Below are 18116 nucleotides of genomic sequence, written 5' to 3' on the forward strand. Positions count from 1 at the left end.
GTCAGCGGTTCTGTTGTGGGTTCCACAGGGCATAGCGCTGCCCGCGGAGAAATTGCCAGAGGCCCATGCTCATGCCGGCCATTGTCACCAGCACGAAACCGGCCAGGCGAAACACCTTGGGCAAGCGCCCGCGGCGGTCCAGCAGGCCGATCACCCCGGCGCCGTAACCCAGCACCTGGGCCAGCAGCGCCAGGCTGTAAAAGGCTCCGGCATTCCACAGCAGCAGGCTGCTGAGCAGCAGCGGCAGCAACAGCACCGGGGCCAGGCGGCGGATCAGCTTGTGGCTGATCAGGGCGATGGCGTAGGCGCCGTGGCGCAGCGGGTTCATCAATTCACGGCGCTGCGCCAGGCTCTGCAGGCCACCCACGGTGACCCGCAGGCGCCGGCGGTACTGCTTGCCGGGCTCGTCCACGCCCTGGTCGAGCACCTGGGCGTCTTCCACATAGACAATCCGCTTGCCCGCCACCGGGGCGCAGGTGCTGATGAAGAAGTCGTCATTGACCTCGGCCGGGATGCGCTGGAACAGCTCGCGACGCAGGGCCAGCAGCGCGCCGTCGGCGGAGACCATGCAGCCGGTGCGGTTTTCCGCCTGGCGCAACCAGGCCTCGTAGTGGCGGTACAGGCTGTCGCCCAGACTCAGGTTGTGCCCGGGGTTGGGGATGATCATGTGCCCGCCGCAGGCGCCAACCTGAGGGTCGGCCAGGGGCGCCAGGAGCTTGCCCAAGGTGTCGTCGGACCACTGGTTGTCGGCGTCGGTGAACACCAGGATGTCGTTGCGCGCCAGCTCCACCGCGGCGTTCAGCGCGCCGGCCTTGCCCACCCGGGGCAGGTCGAGGACCACGATCCGCGAATCGCGCACGCTCAACGCGGTCGCCACGGTGGCGTCGCTGGAGCCGTCGCTGGCGAGGATGATCTGCAGGTCGCTGGCCGGGTAGTCCTGCTGCAACAGGGTGCGCAGTTTGTGCTCGATGTGCGGGCCTTCGTTGTGGGCGGCAATGATTACGCTGACCGACAACGGCGAGCCTTCGGGCACCACTCGCGGCTTGACCAGCCGGCTGAGCAGGGCCAGCAGCAACGGGTAGCCGACCCAGGCATAGAACGGCAACAGCAGGCACAGCCAGAAAAGTGTTTTAGCCACGGTCGGGTCTCCCGGCACAGCGGTTGAACAGGGCCTGCACCAGGGCCACGGCCCCCAGGTGCAAGCGCACCCAGTGCAGCAGCCAGAGTTGCAGGACAAACAGCGGGTCGCGCTGGCGCAGCCCCTGGCGCAAGGCCAGGGCCAGCGGCGCCAGCGCACCCAGTAGCAGATAGCCGGCGGCGCTGGCGGGCTGGCCGGCGAGCAGCCCCAACAGCGCCGCCAGGCTGAGCAGGGCGCAGGCCAGGCACAGCAGGGGAAAGCGCAACAGACGCAGGTTGAGGCCGCCGCTCTTGAGCAACTGCACATGGCTGCCCTGGCGCCAGCGTTCCTTGCCGGCCCATTCGCGCCAACTGCCTTCGAAGCCCCAGTGCAGCACCTGCGGGCGGGACAGGCTGATCTGCCGGGCGCCGGCGGCATGCAGGCGCAGGCCGAAATCCTTGTCTTCGCCGGTGCGCAGGCGCTCGTCGAAACCGCCAACGCGGTCGAACCAGGCCCGTGGCAGGCACAGGTTGGGGCTGGGCATCCACTGCAACTGTCGAACCTGTTGGCCAGCGGCCAGGCTGCGCCGTTGCCAGGCCCGGGCGAACCAGGGCGCGCAGCGCGGCGCGGCGCAGTCCAGGGCGAAGACGTCGGCCCGCTGCTCGGCCTGGGTCTGTTGCCAGAGTTGCAGCCAGTTGCCGGGCACCTCGATGTCGGCGTCGAGAAACGCCAGGCAATCGCCGGTGGCCACGGCGGCGCCGCGGTTGCGCAGGGCCCCGATGCCGATCCCCGGGCACAGCAGTACCCGCGCGCCCAGCTCTCGGGCGCGTTGCGGCCCCTGGTCGGTGGAGCCGTTGTCGACCACGATCAACTCGTAGTCGACGGCCGCGACCCTGGCCGCGAGGATCACGCTGTCCAGGGTGCGGGTGATGTGACGTGCCTCGTTGTACATGGGCACGATCACGCTGATCCTTTGCATCTTTGCCTCCCTAGGCAGATGGCGGGGTGGTCATGGGCGCCGGGTGAGGGCGCGGTGTTGCTGTTCTGTCGGTCACGCGGCGTTGTCAGCTTGGGGCCGGGCGCGGCACGGGGGCTTCCTCGGCCTGCAGGCGCAGGACGCTGGACAGGGCCAGGAAGATCCACAGGTACTTGTGGTTCGGCGCGCTGAGAAACAGCAGGAACACCGCCATGGCCAACAGGCTCAGGCCCAGGTGGGTGGCAATGTCGGCCTGCTCGCGCTGACCCCGGGCGAGAAAACCCAGGCGCGCCCGCTCGAAGTTGCGCAGGCCCATCAGCATCAGCGCCACGAAGCTCAGGCCGCCGGGAATGCCCAGCTCGCTGAACAGCTCCAGGTAGGTGTTGTGGGCCCGGCGGAACAGGTCCGGCTCGTTCATGTTTTCCGAGAAACTGCTGGCGAAGCCGGTCTGCGCGTAGTGGATCGGGAAGGTGCCCAGGCCCGAGCCCAGCAGCGGGTTCTGACGGATCATCTGGCCGCCCACCACCAGGTAGGAGGTGCGTCGGCCCAGGGAGGTGTCCGCCGAGTGCGAACCGGACTTGAGCATGCTCAGCGACTGGATCCGCTCCACGTATTGCGCCGGCAGCACGGCGATCCCCAGGGGAATGACGATGGCCACGGCGAACATGGCGAACCCCAGGTGCTTGGGCCGCAGGCCCTTGAGCCGGTCGCGGTAGTGCCAGACGCCGATGGCGATGGTGAACAGCACCACCAACAGGCCCGAGCGCGAGTCGGTCTTGGTCATCCCGGCCATCAGGGTCAGGCTGATGCCGACCCAGAACAGCCGCACCGGCCAGTGGGGCGAACGCAGGGCGAGGAAAATCGCCGGCGGCACCGCCATGGCGATCAGCAGGGCGAAGTAGTTGGCGTCCTGCAGCAGGCCGATGGCCCGGCCGCCCACCTGGTACTTGGCCGAGACCAGGGCGATCACGCAGGTGATCGCCACGCTCACCGCCAGCAGGCGACAGAGCATCAGCAGGTTGACTTCGCGGGCAATCAGCAGGGTGACAAAAAACAGCACCAGGCCCACCGCCAGCTCCCGCAGGCTGTCCAGCGACACCAGCAGGTTTTCGCTGTACAGCAGGCTCAGCAACAGGCACAGCAGGAACGGCCCCAGCGCCCGCCACAGGTTGCTGCGCAGGCGGGTGTCGGGGATCTGCCGCAGCAACAGCTTGAACAGCATGATCAGGATCAGCGAGGCGCCCAGTAGCTTGGCCCCGGAAAACGCACTGTCCTTGAACAGGCCTTCGAACGGCACCAGGGCGCAGATGCCCAGCAGGCCCCAGCCCGGGCGCCGGTACAGCAGGGCCAGGGCAAACAGCCCGACCACCACCAGCGGGGCGAGAAACGGCCAGGGGCTGGCCAGCAGCAACAGCGCGGCCAGGCCCAGCAGCAAACCGAGAAATGGAGCGGCGATCATACTGGGGTGCTCTCTCTGGCAACGCGATACAGCTCATCCCAACGGCGCGCCAGGGTCGGCAAGTGGAAGTGCTTGCGCTGGGTGACCCGGGCGGCGCCGGCCAGCGCCTCGGCGAGGATCGGGTCATCGAGCAATTGGCTGATGCAGCGCTCCAGGTCGCGGCTGTCCAGGGGCTTGGCCAACAGGCCGTTGTGCCGGTGCTGCAAGACATCGGGAATCCCGCCGACGGCAAATGCCACCACGGGCGTTCCGGCCTGCATGGCTTCCAGGAGGATCATCGGCGTGCCTTCGGTGCGCGAGCTGAGCACCAGCACATTCAGGCGCTTGAGCCAGGGCTGCATGTCGTTCTGATAGCCCGGCAGGAGGATCCGCGAAGTCAGCCCGGCCTCGTCGATGCGCTGGCGCAGGGCCAGGTTCTGCTCGCCGTCGCCCAGCAGCACCGCCTTGAGTGTCGGGCGCTGCCGGCACAGGCCGATCAGCGCATCGAGAAACAGGTCCGGGCCTTTTTCCGCGCTCAGGCGGCCGACGAAGCCCACCAGCGGCTCCATCTCGTTGCGGCGCACGGGCGGCTCGCACGGCGGCGGCCCGTCCAGGCTGGCCGGCAGCTCCAGGGCCGGTTCCGGCAACCCGTTGGGAATCACCCGCAGCTTGTTTTCCGCCACCCCGGCCTTGAGGTGCAGCAGGGCAATGCTTTGGGCCACGCACGCCACCCGGCGCACCTGGCGGCTGCGGCACAAGCGCAGGCTGAGCCAGGTGTAGAGCTGCTGCTTGAGGCTGCGCGGGGTGAACCCATGCTGGGTCATGACCAGCGGCAGGCGCAGGCGCCGGGCACAGACCCAGGCAAACACCTGGGCCTTGAAATTGTGCGCGTTGAGCAGCCCGGGCTGTTGCCGCAGGTGCGCCAGCAACTGCCGCAGGCAGTGGCAGTTGTGGCTGGGCACACCGGCTTCGGCGAAGCGTCGCAGCAGCGCCTCGGGGGCGTTGATGAACACCACCCGGTGGCGCCCCGGCGTGACCAGGCAATGATCCAGCAGCATGCGCTCGGCGCCATAGAAGCCGCCGCTGTGGATCAGGTGCACGATCGGCTGTGCGGCCATGCTCAGGTCACTCACTGTTTGGCCCAATGCCAGGCCCAGCGCCAGGTCCAGCGCGGGTAGGGGTTGACCGGCTGTTCCTGTGGCGCGTTGAGCACCATCAGCACCGGCAGGCCGAGGTGGTCGCTGACCTGGGCCGGGTGCTTGAAGCGATGGTCGAAGAACTCGTAGACGTAACCCAGGGCAATCGCCAGCAGCAGGCCGGTCAGCAGGCCCAGGGGAATGATCAGCATGGGCTTGGGGAACGCCGCTTCGCTGGGTTCGTAAGGCTGGCTGAGCACCCGCGCGTTGGACAGCTCGCCGCTGATCAGGCGCTCGCCACGGCTTTCTTCATAGCGCTGGGTGTAGGTGAAGAAGGCCTTGTGCAAGGCGTCGATTTCGGTGTCCAGCTGGCGCAGTTTGCTCAGCACTTCTTGCAGGTCGCGCACCCGCGCCTTGTAGTCGTTGATCCGCGCGGTCTTCTGGGCAATCACCGACTGGGTGATCTGCAAGTCGCTGCTGCGCTCGCGCACGCGGTTTTCCACGACCTTGAGGAACTGCGCCCGGGCCCGCACGATCTGCTCGCGCTGCTGCTGCATCGGCACGCTGTCGGCGCGGTAGGTGTCGGCGGTGGTGCCATACTGGCTCACCAGGTTGGTCAGTTGTTCGCCCAGCTGTTTGATCTCGCGGTCTTCGTAGGCCACGTTGTCCACGGTGTTGGCGAAGGCGAAGGGGAAGGTGTAGTCGGTGATGCCGGCCTTGCGCGCGGCGGCCAGGTTCTTCTGCAGGTAGTCCAGGCGCCGCTGGTTCTCCAGGGCCTGGTCGCGGTAGCCGTTGAGCGATTGCTCCTCGGTGTTGATGGCGTTCAGGCGGAAGGTGATCTCCTCCTTGGGGTCGGAGGCGTGGGCCGCTTCCAGCAGGGCCTGGCGCTTGCCTTCCAGGTCATCCAGGCGCGACTGGTACTGGGCCTTCTTCTGTTCGTAGAAGGCTTCGGGCAGTTCGTTGGATTGCAGGTCCTGGCGGTTCTTCAGGTAGTTGGCCAGCAGGCGCTCGACAAAGCGCGTGCCCTCGGCGGCATTCGGGCTGGCGTAGACGATGGAGATCACGTTGGAGCCGGGCAGGGTGCCGATCTTCAGGTCCTTGACCGCCTGGTCGGTGAAGGCATCCAGGCTGGTGTCGCGCACCGGGTCCACGGCCAGGCCGAAGAAGCCGCGCACCGGGTTGATCACGTGGTTGCGCAGCGGGTCGATCAGGCCATTGCGGATCGGCTTGACGATCAGCCGGGTCAACAGGCCTTCGCTGCCGCCGAACTGACCTTCGCGGCGCAGCTGGTCGATGGTGTCGCGGATCAGGGTCGGCGAACGCAGGATATTGCTCTCGGTCTCCATGTCCGCCAGGGACGGCGGAATGAACTTGTCGGAGTCCGGGGCGAGCACGGTGTTGGCATCGGTCTGCGACAGTTTCTTGGACTGCACGATGACTTCGGCGGTGATCTCGAAGCTCTGCTTGAGCACCAGCGGCAGCAGCAGGGCGATCACCGCGAAGCCGAGGAACACCCGCTTGATCAGGCGCCGATTGACAAAGAACACGAGCAGGAACTCGTGCAGGTAGTTTTCGATCTTGGTCATCAAGAGGGAACTCAGTTGTTGTTCGTTTCTTTGTTGTCGACGCGGTAGCCGAAGCTGAACCCGACACCCTGGAACATGATCACGTCCGCCAGCTGCTTGCTCAGCGCCCCGGCCTTGGCCAGGCGGGTCTTGGGCACATAGAGCATGTCGTCGGGCTGCAGGTAGGCGAATTGCAGGGCCTTGCCGTCCAGCGCCGCATCGGCGTCATACACCCGCGCTTCGACCTGATTGCCCTTGCGCCGCATGATCACCACCGAATCCAGGCGCGCGGTAGGGCCGGCGCCCTTGGCCAGGGTCAGGGCTTCGAGCACCGAGATCGGCCGGCGGACCGGGTAGGCCCCGGGCTGGCCGACCTCGCCCATGACGAACACTTCGTTGGCCGCGGTGGTCTTGAGCAGCACGTCGACGCTCACCTGTCCCACTTCCTTGGCGTAGCGCTGGTTGACCAGGGTCTGCAGCTCGCTGAGGCTCTTGCCCTGCAACGACAGGCTGCCCAGCAGCGGGAAGCTGGCACGGCCGTCGGAGCCCACCACGATCTCGCGGCTCAGGCCGGTGGCCGGGTTGGTCAGGCTGGTGCGCAGGTTGTCCAGCTGGGCCATGGCGTGGGAGATCGAGAAGGTGATCTGCGGCTTTTTCAGCACCTTGGCGTACTGCGCTTCCAGGGCCTGGCGCGCCTGTTCGGCGGACAGCCCGGCGACTTGAATGTTGCCCACATAGGGCATGTCGATGCTGCCGTCGGGCAGCACCAGCTTGCTGCCGCCCAGCTCCGGCGCGGTGAGGAAGCTCACGTCCACCTGATCGCCGGGCTGCACGAGGTAGCGCTGCTGGCTGGTGGTGCCGATATGGAAGATCACGTCCAGCACGTCCTGCGGGCGCAGCACCTGCTCGATGGGCATGACCTCGGTGAGCTGGGCCTGGTCGGCCGGGGCGCTGAGGATCTGCACCGGCATCTGCTGCGGCTCGCGGTTGACGCAACCACCCAGGGCCAGCAGCAGCGACAGGCTGAGCAGGGAAAGTCTTGGCTTGTTCATGGATACACGGTCCTTGTGCCGGTCAGAGACGGTCATAAACCCACTTGGGCATGTAGTACTTGCGGGCGTTGAACACGCTGCCGATCAGCTTCGCCTCGGCCTGGATCAAGCGCTGGGCGGCGGCCTGGGCCACTTCCCAGCGGGTTTCCTCGCTGCGCACCACCAGCACCACGCCGTCCACCTGGGTGGCCAGGGTGAGGATGTCGCCGCTGCTGTAGACCGGGTCGCCGTCGATGATCACGAAGCGATACTCCTCGGCCAGCACCCGCAGCCGTTCACGCAGCAGTTCCGGGGTCAGGCGCTCGGCGTATTGCTGGCGGCGGCCCAGGGGCAGGAAGTCGACATTCAGCGCGTCGCTGTTTTCGATGCACGAGGCCAGGGACGGTGGGGTCTCGGCCAGGGCCAGGTCGAGAAAGCCCGGGCGTTCGTCCAGCGCCAGGCTGCGGGTCAGGCTGCTGTCCGAGAGGCTGGTGTCCACCAGCAGCACCCGGCCGCGGCTGGTGCGCGCCAGTTCATTGGCCATGCTCAGGCTGCTGCGGGTGACACCGCTGTTGCGGTTGGCCGCGGTCAGCAGGATGACCCGCAGTTCCTGGTCGAGTACGGTCACCGCCAGGTTGCTTTCGCTGGGGCTCTGGATCTTCAGACTGGCAAAGGTTGCTGCCGCCATTTCAACTTGCTCCGTGGCCATTGAGGACCTTGAAAGGGGTTTTGATCAGGATCTTCAGGTCGAGCCAGGGGCTCTGCTGGAAGATGTACGTCATGTCGAGGGTTACCCGGCCGTCGAAATCCACGTCGCTGCGCCCGGAGACCTGCCACAGGCCGGTGATCCCCGGGTAGATGCTCAGGCGGCCGAGGTGGTGTTCCTTGTAGGTCTGGGCATGGAACGAGGTGGGGCGCGGCCCGACGATGCGCATCTGGCCGAGCACCACGTTGATCAGGTTGGGCAGCTCGTCGAGGCTGGTGCGCCGCAGGAAGCCGCCGATCCCGGTGATCCGCGGGTCACGGTCGATCTTGAAGTCCACCGAGTCCGGGCCGTGCTTGTTCAGGTGGCGCACCGAGTCCTTCAGGGCCTCGGCGTTGACCACCATGGTGCGGAACTTGTACATGCCGAAGCGCCGGCCACGGAAACCGGTGCGCAGCTGGACGAAGAACACCGGGCCCGGGCTGGTGAGCTTGATCAGCAGCGCCACGCCCAGCAGCACCGGCGACAGAAGCACCAGCAGCACCAAGGCCAGCAGCGCCGACGTCAGGCGCTTGCTGCGCGACAGGGTCCAGGGCCGTCCACCGTCGCGGCCGGTGATCCAGCCATGCTGCTGCAGGTCGATGGCGGCCTGGACCTTGCGCCGGAACGGGTCGTTGCGCCGGTCGATGCGCGCCGCAGCGGGCACCTCGGTGACGGGCGATGAGAGGGGTCTTTGCATATCCACCGGGAATACTTCCATGGCAAAAGTTGGGGGGAACGTTCGGCTGTGGCGGCTCAGGACGCCGCGCCCGGGTAGTAGCTCAGGTACCACTGGACGAAATGCCTCAGGCCTTCCTCCAGGGACACCTGGGGGCCGAAACCGGTGAGGTTTTCCAGGGCACTGACATCCGCGCAGGTGTTGAGCACGTCGCCGGGCTGCAAAGGCAGGTATTCCACCTGGGCCTGGCGGCCGAGGAGCTTCTCCAGGTTCGCCACGTAGTCCTTGAGTTCCACCGGGCGTTGCCCGCCGATGTTGAACAGGCGCCAGGGCGCCATGCTGGTGGACGGGTCCGGCTGTTCCCGGTCCCACAGCGGGTCGCGCGCCGGCGGCTTGGCCAGGAGACGCGCCAGGGATTCGACGATGTCGTCGATGTAGGTGAAGTCGCGCTGGTGCATGCCGTAGTTGAACAGCTTCAGCGGCCGGCCCTGGCTGATCGCATCGGCGAACAGGATCGGCGACATGTCCGGCCGGCCCCAGGGGCCATAGACGGTGAAGAAGCGCAGGCCGGTGGCGGGTACGCCGAACAGGTGGCTGTAGCTGTGGGCCATCAGCTCGTTGGCTTTCTTGCTGGCCGCGTACAGCGACAGCGGGTGGTCGACGTTGTCGCTGACCTTGTACGGGGTCTGCTGGTTGGCCCCGTACACCGAACTGGACGAGGCGTAGATCAGGTGCTGCACCGGGTAGCGCCGGCACATCTCCAGCAGGTTAAGGAAGCCTGTGAGGTTGCTGTCCAGGTAGGCCTTGGGGTTTTCCAGGGAGTAGCGCACCCCGGCCTGGGCGGCGAGGTTGATCACCACCTGGGGCCGGATCTCGGCGAACAGCCGTTCCAGGCCCTCGCTGTCGGCCAGGTCGAGGCGCTGCAAGGGGAAATGCCCCACTTGCCGTTCCACCCAGCGCACCCGGTCATGCTTGAGCCGGGGGTCGTAGTAGTCGTTGAAATTATCCAGCCCGGTGACCTGGTGCCCATCCTTGAGCAGACGCAGTGCGGTATGGGCGCCGATGAAACCGGCGGCCCCGGTGATCAGGATATTCATGCGCTGAGCGCCTCCGGTACACGGTAGGGCAGGCCGATGCTCAGGTAGTGCAGTCCGGCATCCGCTGCCTGTTGCGGGTTGTAGAGGTTGCGGCCGTCGACCACCAGGCGGTCCTTGAGGGTCTCGCGCAACAGCTTGAAGTCGACCACGCGAAAGGCCTTCCACTCGGTGCAGATCACCAGGGCATCAGCGCCTTGCAGGGTGTCGTCGCGGGTGGCGCACAGGTGCAGGTCGTCGCGGTAGCCGTACAGGCGCCGGCATTCGGTCATGGCTTCCGGGTCATAGGCCTGGACCTTGGCCCCGGCGTCCCACAGCGACTGCATCAGGTAGCGGCTGGTGGCCTCGCGCATGTCGTCGGTGTTGGGCTTGAAGGCCAGGCCCCAGAGCGCGATGACCTTGCCCTGGAGGTCGCCGCCCAGGTGCGCCTTGAGCTTGCGAAACAGCACATGGCGCTGCTGTTCGTTGACGTCGCGCACGGTCTTGAGCATGTGCGGCTCCAGCCCGTGGCTTTCGGCGGTGTGGATCAGCGCCCGCAGGTCCTTGGGGAAGCACGAACCGCCGAAGCCGGCGCCCGGGTAGATGAAGTGGTAGCCGATGCGCGGGTCGGCGCCGATGCCCTTGCGCACCGCGTTGATGTCCACCCCCAGGCGTTCCGCCAGGTTGGCCATCTCGTTCATGAAGCTGATACGCGTGGCGAGCATCGCGTTGGCCGCGTACTTGACCAGCTCGGCGCTGCGGTTGTCCATGAACATCAGGCGGTCATGGTTGTGGTTGAACGGGGCGTACAGCTCGCTCAACTGCTGGCGGGGCAGGTCGTCGACGCAACCGACGATGATCCGGTCCGGGCGCATGCAGTCGGCCACCGCCGAGCCTTCCTTGAGGAATTCCGGGTTGGACACCACATGCACCCGCAGCTCGGATTTGCCCAGGTCGGCCAATTGCTCGGAGACGGTCTCGATCACCAGGTCGGCGGTGCCCACCGGGACCGTGGATTTGATCACCAGGGTCTTGTCGCTGAACATCAGGCAGGCAATGTTGCGCGCCACCGCCAGCACATGGTCCAGGTCGGCGGAGCCGTCTTCGTTGGAGGGGGTGCCGACCGCGATGAAAATCACCTGGCCATGGCCCACCGCGTCACTGGCCTGGGTGGTGAAGTGCAGGCGGCCGGCCTTTTGATTCTCTTCGATCAGGGTCGCCAGACCCGGCTCGTGAATCGGCGGAATAGAACGTTGCAGCTGGGCTATCTTGTGGCTGTCGATATCGACACAGACCACGTTATGCCCGACATCGGCCAGGGCAACTGCTTGCACCAGGCCAACATAGCCAGTACCAAAAACGCTGACTTCCAAGGGAACGACCTCGTCCATGATGAGTGTTGGGTGAGGGTGATACCCACCTTCTGAAAAAGGCGTATGGCACATTGCCGCTATCACGCTCTTTTTTTGACACTACCATAACAAAGAGTCGTTTAATTGACGTTTTGCTGTGCTGCATAAATGACAGCGCTGTTTTATTTAATTTTCGATACAGATAAATATCTTATAAATCAGTAAGTTAAGATCATTCATGATGACCATCATGAAAAGCGTCAATTACTTGCTGGTTCATCGAAAATTTTCAAAATATCCGACGAACGGTATGTTGTTTTGACTAAAATCTGATGTTCTTTTGACATTAGCTGCTACCTGACGGTCGATATCAGCGCGGCAACTGATCGAGTGGACAGGTTTTTTGACGCTTTGGGACGCGGTAAAAATTGGCGAAATTGATCGGTTTTTTAAGCAATCTGCCAGAGGGGAGCGCACCGGGCCGTCGCTGATCGGTGTGCGGCGGTGTCAGACTAAAGTCGGGTTGGGCGCGCCTGGGCCATCTGCCATCATTTCCGGTCTTCATTGATTCAATCAATTCAACTGGCGACAAAAAATTCGCTGGATGAATTTCACCTGGGTCTTTTCTTTACCTCGCGTCACTGATTTTCTGCTGGAGCCTGTTCATGCGTCCCCCTTTCCCTTTACTCAATCCGTGCCCGCTGCTGGGCCTCGGAGCTGCCGTGCTATGCGCGGGTTTTGCCCCTCTGGCGAATGCTGCGGGCTTTTTCGAGGACAGCAGCGCCAAGCTCGAATCACGCACGATCTACTTCAACCGGGATTTTCGTGACGGCCATACCAGCACCGAGCAGGGCGCTTCCAGGCGCGAAGAGTCGGCTCAGGGTTTTATCCTCAACCTGCAGTCGGGCTACACCGAAGGCACCGTGGGGTTTGGCCTGGATGCCCTGGGCATGCTCGGGATCAAGCTCGACTCCAGCCCTGACCGCAGTAACAGCGGCCTGCTGCCGTCCAGCGGGCACGACCCGCGGGGCTCGGCGGACCAGTACGCCAAGCTGGGCCTGACCGCCAAGGTCCGGGTCTCGCAGACCGTGTTCAAGTACGGCGCGCAACTGCCGGACCTGCCGCTGCTCAAGTACAACGACGGGCGCTTGCTGCCAACCATGTTCAACGGTGCGGTGCTGACCTCCAGGGAGGTCAAGGACCTGACCCTGACCGCCGCCCGGTTGAACCGCTACACCGCCCGGGATTCCACCGATGCCCAGGACATCCGCGTGCACTGCAAGAACAAGCGCTATGCGTGCAACACCACGGCGGATCATTTCGACACCTATGGCCTGGACTACAAATTCAACGATCGGCTGACCGGCCAGTACCACTACGCCGAGCTGGAAGACATCTACCGTCAGCATTTTGTCGGCCTGCTGGCCAACCAGCCCCTGGGTCCAGGCGTGCTCAAGGGTGACCTGCGCCTGCTCAAGAGTGCCGACACCGGCGCCGAGCGCGCCGGCGGCATCGACAACCGCGCCCTGAGTACCATGCTCGGCTACAGCCTGAGCGGCCACACCGTGAGCGCCGGCTGGCAGCGCATGTATGGCGACAACTCGATGCCCTACCTGGATGGCAGCAACCCGTACCTGGTGAACTACGTGCAGGTCAACGACTTCGCGGCGATCCAGGAGCGCTCCTGGCAACTGCGTTATGACTACGACTTCAAGGCCGTCGGCCTCAATGGCCTGAGCTTCCTGACCCGCTACGTCAGCGGTGACCACATCAAGGTGCCGGGCAGCTTGCGTGAAGGTCGCGAATGGGAACGCGACAGCGAACTCAAGTACGTGGTCCAGAGCGGCACCTTCAAGGACGTCAGCCTGCGCTTGCGCAACGCCACCTATCGCAGCAACTACCAGAAGATTGCCCGCGACATGGACGAGACGCGGTTGATCGTCAGCTACAACTTCTCGTTGCTCTGACCCCGGCCGGGCCGCCCAGCCCCCTTGTTGCTTGACTCGTAGTTGTTGCTTGACTCCTACGCAGCCTGCGGCAGCGGCCACAGGCGCGTGGCCGGGCGGACCTGTAGCGGTTTGCGCCGCGGCAACTGGGCCAAAGTCGACTGGATTTTTCCCGTTCACTGCCTAAGATGGCCGTCCTGTCTCCCTGTTCTGGAAGCCGTTGGCCGCGATGTCGGAAAAAGACACCATCTCCATGCAACTGGTGCGCGAGGCGTTGCTGCAAAGCTGCGCCCCGGGCGCCGCCAGCGATGAAGTGCTGCACAAGGTCGGTATCGATCCAACGCTCTTGCAGCAGGCCTCGGCGCGGGTTCCGGCCGGTGCCTATGCGCGGCTCTGGCGCTTGCTGGCCCGGCGCCTGGACGATGAATTCTTCGGCATGGACCCACGCCGGCTGAAATCCGGCAGCCTGGCCTTTCTCTGTCGCTCGGCCATGGCCCAGCCGACCCTGGCCAGCGGGCTGGATTCGCTGCTGGGCTTTCTCTCGTTGATGTTCGAGCGCCTGCCGGCGCAGCTGGTGCGCCAGCAGAGTCTGGCGGAAATCGTTCTGCTGGAGGATGAGCACGAGCCGGGCCGGGCCTTCACCTACTTCACCTACTGGATGATCGTCCATGGCGTGGCCTGCTGGCTGGCGGGGCGGCGGATTCCGATCCTGGCGATCGAGCTGCGCTGCCCGCAGCCGCATTTCTGTGACGACTACCGGGTGATGTTCTCCGACAACCTGCGCTTTGCCCGGCCGCGCACGCGAATGATCATCGCCGCCGACTGCCTGGACCTGCCGATCAAGCGCAGCGAGGAAGAGCTCAAGCGCTTTCTGGCCCATGCCCCGGCCAACATCCTGGTCAAGTACCGCGACCCGCAAAGCCTGGCCAGCCGCATCAAGCAGCAGTTGCGGCAATTGCCCGGCGAGCAGTGGCCGGAGAGCGAAAGCCTGGCCCAGAGCCTGTGCATGTCCGCTTCGACCCTGCGCCGGCGCCTGGCCGAAGAAGGCCAGAGCTACCAGGCGCTCAAGGACGGCGTGCGCAAGGAGCTGGCGATTGTCTGGCTGGCCGAGCCGCAGATCAGCTTTGCCGAAATTGCCGGGCGCCTGGGGTTTGCCGACACCAGCTCGTTCTACAAGGCCTTTCGCAAGTGGTCCGGTTCCAACCCCGGGCATTACCGCAGCCTGATCCTCAACGACCCGCAATAACCCAGCATCCCCGTGGGTACCTGCTTGCTGGCGAAGAGGCCGGCTCTTGGCCAAACCGGTCACGCAACTTGATAGCTTTGACCATTGTCCCGCGAGGGCTCTGGCGCCAGTATTTCCCTGATTTTCATGAGGTTCCCATCCTAATAAGAACAGTGAGGGATTCTGGCAATGCGCAACTACCTGTCCGCTACCAACGATTTCAACTATCAGCACACCGTGGATGCCGCCCTGGCGGGTTCGCTGTCGGCCCTCAATGCCTGTGTCGAATGCTGCGACCGACACGCATTGCCCGGGCGCATCGCTCTGTTCTGGGAGGGCCGCGACGGTAGCAGCGCCACCTACACCTTCACCGAATTGCAGGACAAGGCCGCGCGCCTGGCCAATTTCTTCCTGGCCCAGGGGGTAGGCAAGGGCGACAAGGTCGCCGGATTGCTGCCGCGCAATGTCGAATTGCTGATCACGGTACTGGCCACCTGGCGCATTGGCGCGGTGTACCAGCCGCTGTTCACCGCCTTTGGCCCCAAGGCCATCGAGCATCGCCTCAACAGTTCAAAGGCCAAGCTGGTGATCAGCGACGCGGTGAACCGGCCGAAGCTGGCGGAAGTCGCCGAGTGCCCGACCATCGTCACGGTCGCGGCGGCCAAAGGGCAGGGCATCGTGCGCGGCGATTTCAGTTTCTGGGCCGAGCTGGAACAGTACCCGGCCCAGTGCGAACCGGTGCTGCTGACCGGCGAAGACCCGTTCCTGCTGATGTTCACCTCGGGCACCACCGGCCCGTCGAAAGCCCTGGAAGTGCCGCTCAAGGCGATTGTCGCGTTCCAGAGCTACACCCGCGACGCCGTGGACCTGCGCCCCGAGGATGCTTTCTGGAACGTCGCCGACCCGGGCTGGGCCTATGGCATCTATTTCGGCGTCACCGGGCCGCTGGGCCTGGGGCACCCGATCACGTTCTACGATGGCCCCTTCACCCTGGAAAGTACCTGCCGGGTGATCAACAAGTACGGCATCACCAACCTCACTGGCTCGCCTACGGCCTACCGCCTGCTGATCGCCGGCGGCGACCAGTTCGCCCGTTCGATCAAGGGCCGCCTGCGCATCGTCAGCAGCGCCGGCGAGCCGCTGAACCCGGAAGTCATCCGCTGGTTCGCCGAGCAGCTGGACGTGGTGATCCACGATCATTACGGCCAGACCGAGCTCGGCATGGTGCTGTGCAACCACCATGGCCTGGAGCATCCGGTGCATGTCGGCGCCGCCGGTTTTGCCTCGCCCGGCCACCGCATCGTGGTGCTGGACGAGGAGTACCGCGAGCTGGGAGTCGGCCAGCCGGGGATCCTGGCCATCGACCGCCGCCAGTCACCGATGTGCTGGTTCGCCGGTTACGCCGGGGTGCCGACCAAGGCCTTCGTCGGCGACTACTACCTCAGCGGCGACACCGTCGAGCTGAACCAGGACGGCAGCATCAGTTTCGTCGGGCGCAGCGACGATGTGATCACCACGTCCGGCTACCGGGTCGGCCCCTTCGATGTGGAAAGTGCCTTGATCGAACACCCGGCGGTGGTCGAAGCCGCGGTGGTGGGCAAGCCCGATCCGGAGCGCACCGAGCTGGTCAAGGCATTCGTGGTGCTCAGCGAGCAGTACCGCGCCACCCCGGAGTTGGCCGAGGAGCTGCGCCAACATGTGCGCAAGCGCCTGGCGGCCCATTCCTACCCCCGTGAAATCGAATTTGTCAGTGATTTGCCCAAGACCCCCAGCGGCAAATTGCAGCGCTTTATCTTGCGCAACCAGGAAATCGCCAAGGCTCAAGAGGCCGCGGCGTCAACAGCTACCGCATGAACAGGATTTGAATGATGCAGATTGCAAACCAGGTGTTTCTCGTCAGTGGCGGTGCTTCCGGCCTCGGTGCGGCCAGCGCTGAAATGCTCGTCGCCGCCGGCGCCAAGGTGATGCTGGTGGACCTCAACGCCGAGGCCGTGGCGGCCAAGGCGCAGCAACTGGGGTGCCTCAGCGTGGTGGCGGACATCAGCCAGGAAGCCGCCGCCGAAGCGGCGGTGCAGGCGACGGTCAAGGCCTTTGGCGGGCTCAACGGCCTGGTCAACTGTGCCGGGATCGTGCGTGGCGAGAAAATCCTCGGCAAGAACGGCCCGCATGCCCTGGCCAGTTTCAGCCAGGTGATCAACGTCAACCTGATCGGCAGCTTCAACCTGCTGCGTCTGGCCGCGGCGGCCATCGCCGAAAGCGCGGCCGATGCCGAGGGCGAGCGTGGGGTGATCATCAACACCGCCTCCATCGCCGCCTTCGACGGGCAGATCGGCCAGGCCGCCTACGCCGCGTCCAAGGGCGCCATCGCCAGCCTGACCCTGCCGGTGGCTCGCGAGCTGGCGCGTTTCGGCATCCGCGTGATGACCATCGCCCCGGGGATTTTCGAAACCCCGATGATGGCCGGCATGAGCGATGAAGTGCGCGCCGGCCTGGCCGCTGGCGTGCCGTTCCCGCCGCGCCTGGGCAAACCCGCCGAGTACGCCGCGCTGGTGCGGCATATCATTGAAAACAGCATGCTCAACGGCGAGGTGATCCGTCTCGACGGTGCCTTGCGCATGGCCGCCAAGTAAGGAGGATTCATCATGTCCATTGCCCACGATCCGATTGTCATTGTCAGCGCCGTCCGCACCCCGATGGGCGGTTTCCAGGGTGACCTGAAAGGCCTCAGCGCCCCGCAACTGGGAAGCGAAGCCATCCGCGCCGCGGTGCAGCGTGCCGGTATCGGCGCCGACGCGGTGCAAGAAGTGCTGTTCGGCTGCGTGCTGGCCGCCGGCCTTGGCCAGGCCCCGGCGCGCCAGGCGGCCCTGGGCGCTGGCCTGGACAAGGGCACCCGCTGCACCACCCTGAACAAGATGTGCGGCTCCGGCATGGAAGCCACCATCCTGGCCCACGACATGCTGCTGGCCGGCAGCGCCGAGGTGGTGATCGCCGGGGGCATGGAAAGCATGTCCAACGCCCCGTACCTGCTGGATCGCGCCCGCAGCGGCTACCGCATGGGCCACGGCAAGGTGTTGGATCACATGTTCCTCGACGGCCTGGAAGACGCCTATGACAAGGGCCGCCTGATGGGCACCTTCGCCGAGGACTGCGCCGAGGCCAACGGTTTCACCCGCCAGGCCCAGGACGACTTCGCCGTGGCTTCCCTGACCCGCGCCCAACAGGCGATCAAGGACGGCCTGTTCAAGGACGAGATCGTTCCCCTGCAAGTGATGGTCGGCAAGGAGTCGAAGCTGATCAGCGATGACGAACAGCCGCCCAAGGCCAAGCTCGACAAGATCGCCACCTTGAAGCCGGCGTTCCGTGACGGCGGCACCGTGACCGCCGCCAACGCCAGCTCGATCTCCGACGGCGCCGCGGCCCTGGTGCTGATGCGCCGTTCCGAAGCCGACAAGCGCGGCCTCAAGCCCCTGGCGGTGATCCACGGGCACGCGGCCTTCGCCGACACCCCGAGCCTGTTCCCGGTGGCCCCGGTGGGCGCCATCGAACGGCTGATGAAAAAGACCGGTTGGGCCCTGAGCGATGTCGACCTGTTCGAAATCAACGAAGCCTTCGCCGTGGTTAGCCTGGTGACCATGAACAAGCTGGACATCCCCCACGCCAAGGTCAACGTGCACGGCGGCGCCTGCGCCCTGGGCCACCCGATCGGAGCCTCCGGCGCGCGGATCCTGGTGACCCTGCTCTCGGCCCTGCGCCAGAAGGGCCTCAAGCGTGGCGTGGCCGCAATCTGCATCGGCGGTGGCGAAGCCACGGCCATGGCCGTTGAATGCCTGTAACGA

Annotated in this window: 15 protein-coding genes; 5 read left to right on the forward strand and 10 right to left on the reverse strand. The window is 65.3% G+C overall.

The features are described from left to right. Position 1 precedes the first annotated feature (1 nt). From LXM55_RS02725 to LXM55_RS02770, 10 genes are all read right to left on the reverse strand, one after another. A complete protein-coding gene (locus tag LXM55_RS02725; RefSeq protein ID WP_233318365.1) occupies positions 2-1138 on the reverse strand; it encodes a glycosyltransferase in 1137 nt (378 codons plus the stop codon). Further along, on the reverse strand, positions 1131-2096 hold the full coding sequence (locus LXM55_RS02730) for a glycosyltransferase (RefSeq protein ID WP_233318367.1): 966 nt from the start codon (positions 2094-2096) through the stop codon (positions 1131-1133). The genes LXM55_RS02725 and LXM55_RS02730 overlap by 8 nt, the downstream gene beginning before the upstream one ends. Before the next feature lie 85 nt (positions 2097-2181). Next, positions 2182-3552, reverse strand: coding sequence for an O-antigen ligase family protein (locus LXM55_RS02735; protein WP_233318369.1), 1371 nt, complete (start codon positions 3550-3552; stop codon positions 2182-2184). After that, on the reverse strand, positions 3549-4649 hold the full coding sequence (locus LXM55_RS02740) for a glycosyltransferase family 4 protein (protein WP_233318371.1): 1101 nt from the start codon (positions 4647-4649) through the stop codon (positions 3549-3551). The genes LXM55_RS02735 and LXM55_RS02740 overlap by 4 nt, the downstream gene beginning before the upstream one ends. Positions 4650-4660: 11 nt before the next feature. After that, complete coding sequence (locus LXM55_RS02745; RefSeq protein WP_233318373.1) at positions 4661-6253, reverse strand: GumC family protein; 1593 nt, start codon at positions 6251-6253, stop codon at positions 4661-4663. Positions 6254-6264: 11 nt separating this feature from the next. Next, positions 6265-7284 carry a polysaccharide biosynthesis/export family protein gene (locus LXM55_RS02750; protein WP_233318375.1) on the reverse strand — a complete coding sequence of 340 codons (1020 nt, stop codon included), beginning with the start codon at positions 7282-7284 and terminating at the stop codon, positions 6265-6267. Between the two features lie 22 nt (positions 7285-7306). After that, entirely contained in the window at positions 7307-7951 is a 645-nt protein-coding gene (locus tag LXM55_RS02755) for a CpsD/CapB family tyrosine-protein kinase (protein ID WP_233318377.1), read from the reverse strand. A gap of 1 nt (position 7952) precedes the next feature. Continuing rightward, entirely contained in the window at positions 7953-8705 is a 753-nt protein-coding gene (locus tag LXM55_RS02760; RefSeq protein WP_233318379.1) for a sugar transferase, read from the reverse strand. A 56-nt stretch (positions 8706-8761) separates the two neighbouring features. After that, complete coding sequence (locus LXM55_RS02765; protein WP_233318381.1) at positions 8762-9781, reverse strand: NAD-dependent epimerase; 1020 nt, start codon at positions 9779-9781, stop codon at positions 8762-8764. Beyond that, a complete protein-coding gene (locus tag LXM55_RS02770) occupies positions 9778-11130 on the reverse strand; it encodes a UDP-glucose dehydrogenase family protein (protein ID WP_233318383.1) in 1353 nt (450 codons plus the stop codon). Before LXM55_RS02770 ends, LXM55_RS02765 begins: the two co-directional genes overlap by 4 nt. Positions 11131-11774: 644 nt before the next feature. Between LXM55_RS02770 and LXM55_RS02775 the strand changes: the two genes are divergently transcribed. The 5 genes from LXM55_RS02775 to LXM55_RS02795 all read left to right on the forward strand — a co-directional run bounded on the left by LXM55_RS02775 (position 11775) and on the right by LXM55_RS02795 (position 18113). Continuing rightward, positions 11775-13076 (forward strand): OprD family porin, encoded by a 1302-nt coding sequence (locus LXM55_RS02775; RefSeq protein ID WP_233318385.1) that lies wholly within the window; start codon positions 11775-11777, stop codon positions 13074-13076. 208 nt (positions 13077-13284) lie between these two features. Continuing rightward, entirely contained in the window at positions 13285-14301 is a 1017-nt protein-coding gene (locus LXM55_RS02780; RefSeq protein ID WP_233318386.1) for an AraC family transcriptional regulator, read from the forward strand. 168 nt (positions 14302-14469) lie between these two features. After that, a complete protein-coding gene (locus tag LXM55_RS02785) occupies positions 14470-16134 on the forward strand; it encodes an AMP-binding protein (RefSeq protein ID WP_233318387.1) in 1665 nt (554 codons plus the stop codon). 14 nt (positions 16135-16148) lie between these two features. Beyond that, positions 16149-16910 (forward strand): SDR family NAD(P)-dependent oxidoreductase, encoded by a 762-nt coding sequence (locus LXM55_RS02790; RefSeq protein WP_233318388.1) that lies wholly within the window; start codon positions 16149-16151, stop codon positions 16908-16910. A gap of 12 nt (positions 16911-16922) precedes the next feature. Continuing rightward, a complete protein-coding gene (locus LXM55_RS02795; protein ID WP_233318389.1) occupies positions 16923-18113 on the forward strand; it encodes an acetyl-CoA C-acyltransferase in 1191 nt (396 codons plus the stop codon). The last annotated feature ends 3 nt before the right edge of the window (positions 18114-18116 follow it).

Origin of the sequence: Pseudomonas sp. Au-Pse12, assembly GCF_021341665.1 — a bacterium.
Classification (GTDB): Bacteria; Pseudomonadota; Gammaproteobacteria; order Pseudomonadales; family Pseudomonadaceae; genus Aquipseudomonas.

What these genes read in the sequence shown, in the direction of transcription:
- LXM55_RS02730 (WP_233318367.1), bottom strand. Translation starts at nt 2,096, where the DNA reads ATGCAAAGGATCAGCGTGATCGTGCCCATGTACAACGAGGCACGTCAC.
- LXM55_RS02735 (WP_233318369.1), bottom strand. Translation starts at nt 3,552, where the DNA reads ATGATCGCCGCTCCATTTCTCGGTTTGCTGCTGGGCCTGGCCGCGCTG.
- LXM55_RS02740 (WP_233318371.1), bottom strand. Translation starts at nt 4,649, where the DNA reads ATGGCCGCACAGCCGATCGTGCACCTGATCCACAGCGGCGGCTTCTAT.
- LXM55_RS02745 (WP_233318373.1), bottom strand. Translation starts at nt 6,253, where the DNA reads ATGACCAAGATCGAAAACTACCTGCACGAGTTCCTGCTCGTGTTCTTT.
- LXM55_RS02750 (WP_233318375.1), bottom strand. Translation starts at nt 7,284, where the DNA reads ATGAACAAGCCAAGACTTTCCCTGCTCAGCCTGTCGCTGCTGCTGGCC.
- LXM55_RS02755 (WP_233318377.1), bottom strand. Translation starts at nt 7,951, where the DNA reads ATGGCGGCAGCAACCTTTGCCAGTCTGAAGATCCAGAGCCCCAGCGAA.
- LXM55_RS02760 (WP_233318379.1), bottom strand. Translation starts at nt 8,705, where the DNA reads ATGCAAAGACCCCTCTCATCGCCCGTCACCGAGGTGCCCGCTGCGGCG.
- LXM55_RS02765 (WP_233318381.1), bottom strand. Translation starts at nt 9,781, where the DNA reads ATGAATATCCTGATCACCGGGGCCGCCGGTTTCATCGGCGCCCATACC.
- LXM55_RS02775 (WP_233318385.1), top strand. Translation starts at nt 11,775, where the DNA reads ATGCGTCCCCCTTTCCCTTTACTCAATCCGTGCCCGCTGCTGGGCCTC.
- LXM55_RS02780 (WP_233318386.1), top strand. Translation starts at nt 13,285, where the DNA reads ATGTCGGAAAAAGACACCATCTCCATGCAACTGGTGCGCGAGGCGTTG.
- LXM55_RS02785 (WP_233318387.1), top strand. Translation starts at nt 14,470, where the DNA reads ATGCGCAACTACCTGTCCGCTACCAACGATTTCAACTATCAGCACACC.
- LXM55_RS02790 (WP_233318388.1), top strand. Translation starts at nt 16,149, where the DNA reads ATGCAGATTGCAAACCAGGTGTTTCTCGTCAGTGGCGGTGCTTCCGGC.
- LXM55_RS02795 (WP_233318389.1), top strand. Translation starts at nt 16,923, where the DNA reads ATGTCCATTGCCCACGATCCGATTGTCATTGTCAGCGCCGTCCGCACC.